Origin of the sequence: Mycobacterium sp., from assembly GCF_035623875.1 — a bacterium.
Taxonomy (GTDB): domain Bacteria; phylum Actinomycetota; class Actinomycetes; order Mycobacteriales; family Mycobacteriaceae; genus Mycobacterium.
Window position 1 is genome coordinate 20538 of the sequence record NZ_DASPSP010000186.1, and the last position, 7940, is coordinate 28477.

General features: G+C 68.8%; 7 protein-coding genes. 1 reads left to right on the forward strand and 6 read right to left on the reverse strand.

The features are described 5' to 3' along the window. Window positions 1-53 precede the first annotated feature (53 nt). On the reverse strand, window positions 54-2132 hold the full coding sequence (gene ligA / locus VEI45_RS15500; RefSeq protein ID WP_324854693.1) for an NAD-dependent DNA ligase LigA: 2079 nt from the start codon (window positions 2130-2132) through the stop codon (window positions 54-56). 43 nt (window positions 2133-2175) lie between these two features. After that, window positions 2176-3189 (reverse strand): methionine synthase, encoded by a 1014-nt coding sequence (locus VEI45_RS15505; protein WP_324854695.1) that lies wholly within the window; start codon window positions 3187-3189, stop codon window positions 2176-2178. Between the two features lie 101 nt (window positions 3190-3290). Here VEI45_RS15505 and VEI45_RS15510 point away from each other — a divergent pair, with 101 nt between their 5' ends. Continuing rightward, window positions 3291-3923: a sensor domain-containing protein gene (locus tag VEI45_RS15510; protein ID WP_324854697.1), complete on the forward strand. Its 633-nt coding sequence runs from the start codon at window positions 3291-3293 to the stop codon at window positions 3921-3923. Here the strand turns inward: VEI45_RS15510 and mnmA are convergent. The 4 genes from mnmA to VEI45_RS15530 all read right to left on the reverse strand — a co-directional run. After that, the gene (gene mnmA, locus VEI45_RS15515; RefSeq protein WP_324854699.1) at window positions 3920-4984 is read right to left on the reverse strand and encodes a tRNA 2-thiouridine(34) synthase MnmA; all 1065 of its coding nucleotides are present in this window, start codon (window positions 4982-4984) and stop codon (window positions 3920-3922) included. The two genes, VEI45_RS15510 and mnmA, sit on opposite strands and share 4 nt — an antisense overlap. Further along, a complete protein-coding gene (locus VEI45_RS15520; RefSeq protein WP_324854701.1) occupies window positions 4981-6162 on the reverse strand; it encodes a cysteine desulfurase family protein in 1182 nt (393 codons plus the stop codon). The genes mnmA and VEI45_RS15520 overlap by 4 nt, the downstream gene beginning before the upstream one ends. A 122-nt stretch (window positions 6163-6284) precedes the next feature. Then, complete coding sequence (locus VEI45_RS15525; RefSeq protein WP_324854703.1) at window positions 6285-7163, reverse strand: lysophospholipid acyltransferase family protein; 879 nt, start codon at window positions 7161-7163, stop codon at window positions 6285-6287. Continuing rightward, window positions 7163-7940, reverse strand: a 778-nt coding sequence (locus tag VEI45_RS15530; RefSeq protein ID WP_324854706.1) for a GNAT family N-acetyltransferase, incomplete at its 5' end; no start/stop codon positions are given. The genes VEI45_RS15525 and VEI45_RS15530, both read right to left, overlap by 1 nt.

Genomic DNA, 7940 nt, shown 5'->3' on the forward strand with positions numbered 1-7940 from the left:
ACCGGACATCGATCAGACATGAGCGTGCCGTCCGATACCTGTCGCGCGAGCCGTCAGTCCACCGATTCGGAAGGCCCGTGAGCCAACAGCTTTCGGAATCCGTCCTCGTCGACAATGGGCACGCCGAGTTCAACGGCCTTGTCGTATTTCGAGCCGGGGGAATCGCCGGCGACGACGTAGTCGGTCTTCTTCGATACTGAGCCGGCGGCCTTGCCGCCCCGCGCCACGATCGCCTCCTTGGCGTCATCGCGCGAGAAGCCGGTCAACGAACCGGTCACCACGATCGTCAATCCCTCCAGCGTGCGGGGCACGCTGGTGTCGCGCTCGTCGGCCATCCGCACGCCGGCCGATCGCCACTTGTCGACGATGGCCCGATGCCAGTCCACGGTGAACCACTCGGTCACCGCGTCGGCGATGGTCGGGCCGACACCTTCGACCGCGGCCAACTGCTCGGTCGTCGCCGAGGTGATCGCATCCAGGCTGCCGAACTCGGTGGCCAGCGCGCGGGCAGCCGTCGGCCCGACGTGGCGAATCGACAGCGCCACCAGCACCCGCCATAGCGGTTGCTTCTTGGCCCTGTCAAGGTTGACCAGCAGCCGCTTGCCGTTGGCGGACAGCGCACCGCTCTTGGTGGTGAACAACTCGGTGCGCAACAGGTCGTCTTCGGTCAGGCCGAACAAGTCACCCTCGTCGCCGATCACTTGCGCTTTCAGCAGCGCGATGGCCGCCTCGTAGCCGAGACCTTCGATGTCGAAAGCACCACGACCGGCGACGTGAAATACCCGCTCACGCAATTGCGCCGGGCAGGACAGCGCATTGGGGCAGCGGATATCAGCGTCGCCCTCCTTGGCCGGAGCCAGCGGGGTCCCGCATTCGGGACACGTTGTGGGCATGATGAATTCGCGCTCGGAGCCGTCGCGCAGGTCGACGACGGGACCCAGCACTTCGGGGATCACGTCGCCGGCCTTGCGGATCACCACCGTGTCGCCGATCAACACGCCCTTGCGCTTGACCTCGCCGGCGTTGTGCAAGGTGGCCAGCCCGACCGTCGATCCGGCGACGGTGACCGGTGTCATGAACGCGAACGGCGTGACGCGCCCGGTGCGCCCGACGTTCACCCGGATGTCGAGCAGCTTGGTCTGTACCTCCTGGGGCGGGTACTTGTAAGCGATCGCCCACCGTGGCGCCCGAGAGGTGGAGCCCAGCCTGCGCTGCAGCGCCACATCGTCGACTTTGACCACGACGCCGTCGATTTCGTGCGCCACGTCATGGCGGTGCTCACCCCAGTAGGCGATGCGTTCCAGGGCGCCGGCAGTGTTCTCCACCCGCGTGGTGTGTTCGGAGACGGGTAGGCCCCAGGCTCCCAGCGCCAGATATGCGTCGTGCAGGGTGGGCGGCCGGAATCCCTCGATATGTCCCAACCCGTGGCAGATCATCCGCAGCTTGCGGCGAGCGGTGACGGCCGGATCCTTCTGCCGCAGCGAACCCGCCGCACTGTTGCGTGGGTTGGCGAACGGCGTCTTACCGTCTTCGACCAGCGCGGCATTGAGCGCTTCGAAATCGGCGACCCGGAAGAAGACCTCACCGCGCACCTCGAGCACGTCGGGTACCGGATAATCGTCGCTGGCGGTGAGGCGCTCGGGGACGTCGTCAATGGTCCGCGCGTTGAGCGTGACGTCCTCGCCGGTGCGGCCGTCGCCGCGGGTCGCAGCCCGGACCAACCGTCCGCCGCGGTAGACCAAACCCAGTGCGACACCGTCGATCTTGAGCTCGCATAGGAAGGGCACATCGTTGCCGACCTCGGCGTGGATGCGCGCCGCCCACACGTCGAATTCCGCGGTGCTGAACACGTTGTCCAGGGACAGCATCCGTTCCAAGTGGTCGGCCGAGGTGAAATCGGTCGCGAAGCCGGCGCCGCCGACGAGTTGGGTCGGTGAATCCGGCGTGCGCAACTCGGGATACTCGTCCTCGAGCGCGGCCAGCCGACGCAGCAGCTCGTCGAAATCCGCGTCGGAGATGATCGGTGCGTCGCGCACGTAGTAACGGAACTGGTGTTCGCGCACCTCGTCGGCCAGTTCGCGCCAAAGCCGGCGGACCTCGGGCGCGACAGGATCAGCCTTTGCTGAACTCACCTTGGCAGGCTATCGGAGGCCGCCGACGAAATAACCGCCGCGCTCAGATGGCGTCGGGGTCCTCAGCGAAGGCCTCCGCGGCCCGCCGAGCCAGTCCGATGGCGGTGCGGGCCCACTGCGGCGTCGCCGCGGCCAGGCCGCACGCCGGGGTGACGCCGATGCGATCGCGCAGCGCCGAGCGGCCGAAGCCGAGCCGGTCGGTGACCACCACCACGGCGTCGGCGACCTCTTCCGCCGACAGACGCCGCGGCGGCGCGCTGGACGAGACAACGCCGAGCACGACGGCGCGACCCGATTCGACGAATTCAGCGATGGCGTCCAGATCGGCGGCCTGCAGTGTCGACACGTCGACGGAAACTGCGGCGATATTGCTGCGCTGCAATACTTTCCATGGCACTGCCGCGGCGCAGCTATGCACTGACACCGCGGCGCCCGCGGCGGCCACACAGGTGTCCAGCATTGTGGTGGCCAGCGTCTCGTCGATCGGGGCCACCGGGCTCAGCGTGGTCACTCCGGCGAGGCGCCCGGCCACCGCCGCCGGCAGCGACGGCTCGTCGAATTGCACCACCACGGGCGTGTCGAGTCGACGGGACACCGTGGCCCGATGCGCGGCGACCCCTTCGGCCAGTGAGGCAGCGATGTCGTGCAAGGCGCCGAGATCGGTGATCGCCCGATGCCCGTTGGCCAGTTCCAGCTCCGCGGCAAGGGTGATCGGCCCGGGCGCCTGGACCTTGACGGGTCGCCCGCTCCCCCGCAAACCCGCAGTCTCCCAGGCCTCTTCCAGCGCGTCGACGTCTTCGTCGAGCAGGCTGATCGCCCGGCGGGTCACCGCCCCGGGCCGGGCCGTCACCCGGTAGCCGCGAGGCACCGTGTCGATGGCCACGTCGATCAGCAGCGCACCGGCGCGCCCCACCATGTCGGCACCCACTCCCCTGGCGGGCAGCTCGACGATGTGGGCCATCGCGGCACCGAGCTCACCGACGACGATCTCGGCCGCTGGCCCCGCCGCGGTGCCGGGCCACGACCCGGTGCCGCTGGCGGTTGCGAAAACACTCACTGGCCAACCGTATTCGACCGGACATAATGCGGCCGACCAGGGGCGCGACTACCCTCGAATAACGAACACAGCTCCAACGACCTGGAAAAACGATGTCACGCATGGCGGTAGCGGTGCGCCCGCTGGTGCTGTGTTGCGCGGCGCTGCTGGCCGCGGCATGCACCCGCATGGTGGGCGGCGCCGCGGTAGCGCCATTCGGCGCCGAACCCAATCTGTCCGGGGTCGACGTCGACCGCGTCCTGCTCGATCAGTCCCGTATGCGGGCGATCACAGGCGCTGACGAGCACCTCACGATAATCCCGTCGATGGACGGCAAGTCCCCGGTCGACGTTGACACGCTCGCCCAGACGGCGCCGCCGCAATGCCGGTTCGTCTTCGAGGACACCGCCACCTTCGGACCCGAGATCGAACATTTCCACAAGACCACGTTTCAGTACCCGCCGCGCGGCGGGCTGATCTCTGAGGGGGCCGCGGCCTATCGCGACGCCAATACCGCACGTCACGCCTTCGATGCCCTGGTGGCCACCGTCCGGGACTGCGCAAACAGCTCGGGCGGGGCGGCGTTCGTCGGCCCGTGGATCGCCGACGAACGGTCTCTGCAGACTCGCCCCGGCGACTGCGGACGTGATTACCAAGTCAAGTCGGTGGTGCTGATGGAGGTCACCTTCTGCGGCTTCCCGGAGTCGGTGTCGACGATCGTGCTCACCAACATCGCCGCCAACGTGCCCGGCTAGGTGATCGTGGCGCTGCCGATGACCTCGTCGCCGTCCGGGTCGGGGCGGTACAGCACAAGCGTCTGCCCCGGCGCCACGCCGCGCAGCGCAGTGCGCAGGCGCACCGCAAGCTGATCGCCCGTTAGCTCGGCGACCGCATCGACGACCTCGCCGTGGGCACGCACCTGCACGCCGCACTCGACGGGTCCGGTCGGCGGCGTCCCGGCGGTGAAGACCGGCTGCTTTCCAGTCAGCTGCCAGACATCCAGGTCTGCCGCCGAGCCGACCTCCACCGTGCCGCTGTCGGCGTCGATCGCGGTGACATAACGCGGCTGGCCATCCGGGCCCGGACCCGCAATGCCGAGTCCCTTGCGCTGACCGATGGTGAAACCGTGCACCCCGTCATGGGTGGCCAGCACGCGCCCGCGCTGGTCGACGACCGAGCCGCGGCGCACCCCGATCCGGGCTCCTAGGAAAGCGCGGGTGTCACCGGACGGGATGAAGCAGATGTCATGGCTGTCCGGCTTGTCCGCGACCGCCAGGCCGCGACGGGCCGCCTCGGCGCGGATCTGCGACTTAGGGGTATCCCCGATCGGGAACGCGGCGTGGCGCAACTGACCGGAGGTCAGCACCCCCAGCACGTATGACTGGTCCTTGTTCCGGTCGACGGCCCGACGCAGCCGTCCGTCAGACAACCGGGCGTAGTGCCCGGTGGCTACCGCGTCGAAGCCCAACGCCAATGCACGTGCCGCCAGCGCCGAGAACTTGATCCGCTCGTTGCACCGCACACAGGGATTCGGGGTCTCACCGCGAGCGTAGGACGACACGAAGTCGTCGATCACGTCCTCCTTGAACTTATCCGCGAAATCCCATACATAGAACGGGATTCCGAGCACATCAGCGACCCGCCGAGCATCGCCGGCGTCCTCTTTGGAGCAACAGCCCCGCGAGCCGGTGCGCAAGGCGCCCGGGGCCCGCGACAGCGCCAGATGCACGCCGACCACATCGTGCCCGGCGTCGACCATCCGGGCGGCGGCGACCGACGAATCGACGCCGCCGCTCATCGCCGCGAGCACCTTCATCGTGTCGCCCCCGCGGCGGCCAGCGCGGCCTGCCGGGCGCGGGCCACCGCACCCGGCAGCACTCGCAGTGCGGCATCGACGTCCGCCTCGACGCTGGTGTGCCCCAACGACAATCGCAGCGATCCCCGGGCACTGGCAGCGTCGGCGCCCATCGCCAGCAACACATGCGACGGCTGTGGGACTCCGGCAGTGCAAGCCGAACCGGTCGAGCATTCGATTCCGTTGGCGTCCAACAACATCAGTAGTGCATCGCCTTCGCATCCGTCGAAGGTGAAGTGCGCATTACCAGGCAGCCGTCGAGACCCGGGGGCGCCGTTGAGGCGGGTGTCCTCAACGCCGGCCAGCACACCGTCGACCAGGCGGTCGCGCAGCAGCCGCAGCCGCGCGCTGTTGGCCTCCAGCCCGTCCACGGCAAGCTGCATCGCTGTCGCCATACCGACGGCACCGGCAACGTCGGGAGTGCCGGAACGAATGTCGCGCTCCTGACCACCGCCGTGCGCCAACGACTCGCAGTCGACGTCGCGGCGCAGCAGCAGCGCACCCACGCCGGGCGGGCCACCGAACTTGTGGGCGGCCACGCTGATCGCGGACAGCTGGCTGGCGGCGAAAACGACCGGCAGATGTCCCACCGCCTGAACCGCGTCGCTGTGCATCGGGACGTCAAATTCGGCAGCGACGGCGGCGAGTTCGTCGATCGGCATGATGGTGCCGACCTCGTTGTTGGCCCACATCACCGACACCAGCGCGACATCGTCGTGGCGCTGCAGCGCGTCACGAAGCGCGGCACCGGACACCGACCCGTCCGCCGCGGTGGGCAACCAGGTCACCTCGGCGTCTTCGTGATCGACGAGCCAGTTCACCGCGTCCAGCACGGCGTGGTGTTCCACCGCGGTGGTGACGATGCGCCGATGGCGCGGCTCGGCGTCGCGGCGCGCCCAGTAAATCCCCTTGACGGCGAGATTGTCGCTCTCGGTGCCGCCGGCGGTGAAGATCACCTCGGATGGACGTGCACCCAGCTTGGCCGCGATCAACTCGCGGGATTCCTCTATTCGGCGTCGGGCGGCCCGGCCGGTGGTGTGCAGCGAGGAGGCGTTACCCACGGTGCCCAGCGCAGCCGTCATCGCCTCGATGGCAGCGGGGTACATCGGGGAGGTAGCGGCGTGATCCAGGTAGACCATGACCCGCCCAGGATACCGAGGCCGCCCTGCGACGATGCAGGCCGGAACGGCCTGAGCTGGGGGCACCCCCAGCCGCGCAGCGGCGACGGGGCGAGCAGGGCAATCGAGCGCTGCCCGATAGGTCAGGAGGCCAGCACGGGCCGACGCTGGCCATGAGCTGGGTGCGACGCCGCCGGCATGCGGATTGCGGCCTGGCAGCGACGGGCCAGCTCGCGCCGATCGCCACCCGGCAGCTGCAGTGATTCGACGTAGACCCGAGCCACAGTGCGGCGGGCGACCAGCAACCGACCGATCGAGCGCAACAGCGTGTCGTCGCCGATGTAGGCCGGGACGGTCGAGACCCTGCCGTCGCGGTGGTGATAACGAAGTCGCAGCGGCAGGACCGGTCGGCCGGTGTCGACGGCGGCCTGGAACATCGCCGGATAGAACGGCCCGGACGCCAGACCGCACCAGGTGGTGCCCTCCGGGAACGCGACCACCGTCTGACCGGCGCGCAACCGGGCGGCGACGGTGTCGACGACGGCGGGCAGCTGGCGTAGGCTGGCCCGCTCGATCGGGATGACCTTGATGATGCACGCCATCATCCGCACGACGAGATTCGCAGCCACGTCGGCGCGGCCGACGAACGACGCGGGCGCCGTCCGCCACCGGCTTGTCGGCAGTACCGCGGCGATCGTCACGATATCCAGCCAGGACATGTGGTCGCTGACCACCAACATGCCGGGCAGGTTGCGAATCGGCCCGCCCGACACCGTGATCCGCACCCCGAGACACCACAACAACAGTCGGCAGAAAACGCGCTTGGCGTGCGACCGGCCTGGTAGCGGAACCGCGACCAGTAGCAGTGCCGGCGCCAACAGCAACCCCAGGCTGACCCGCAGCGTGACCCGCAGCGCCACGATCAACCGACGGGACGCTTCCGAGCGGCCGGCCCGCAGACAACTCGTATCGCAGGATGCCCGTGGCAGCCAGGCGTGGTCGCGCACGATCGGACTGCTCATCAGGCCACCCTGCCTGCCACCTCGGTGGCCGCCGCCACCGACCGAAGTCGGCGCAGATAACGCGTGTCGGCATGACGTTTGTCCAGCAGAGCGGGGAAATCACCCACACCGAAGTCGGCATCGTGGGCCGGCTCACCGCATATCCGCGCGCCCAGCCGCAGGTAGCCCCGCATCAGCGGCGGGATCGTCGGCCGCCCAGGCGCTGGGATCTCGTCGAGCGGGCGTCCGTCGATGATCACCGGGCGGTGCGGATGCACCCGGTACTGCGGCGGCGCGGCGTGGCGGCGCAGCACGAAGTCGCGCACCCCGCGAATCTGGGTGCCCGGCGGTTCGCCATCCCCGGCATCCCCGGCGATGGGAACCGACACGCAGCCGGTGACACAGTCGTAGCCGCATCGGTCGAGGTAAGCCAGAATGCCGGCCCACATCAGAAGCACGACGGCGCCGTTCCGGTGATCGTTGCGTACCACCGCGCGTCCCATCTCGACGAGCGACGGCCGCAGCGAATCCAGCGCCCGGATATCGAATTCCGTTGCGGTATAAAGTCCCCCGGCGGCGATGGCGCCGGTCGGCGACAGCATGCGGTAGCAACCAACCAGCTCGCCCGAGTTGTCCTCGCGAACCAGTAAGTGGTCGCAGTGCTCGTCGAAACGGTCAACGTCGAGGCCGGCGTCCTGCCCGGTCACCGTGAAGCCTGGCTCGTTGCTGAATACCTCGTAGCGGAGCCGCTGCGCGGACTCGATCAGTGTGGGATCGGTGGACAGCAGTAGCGAGTAC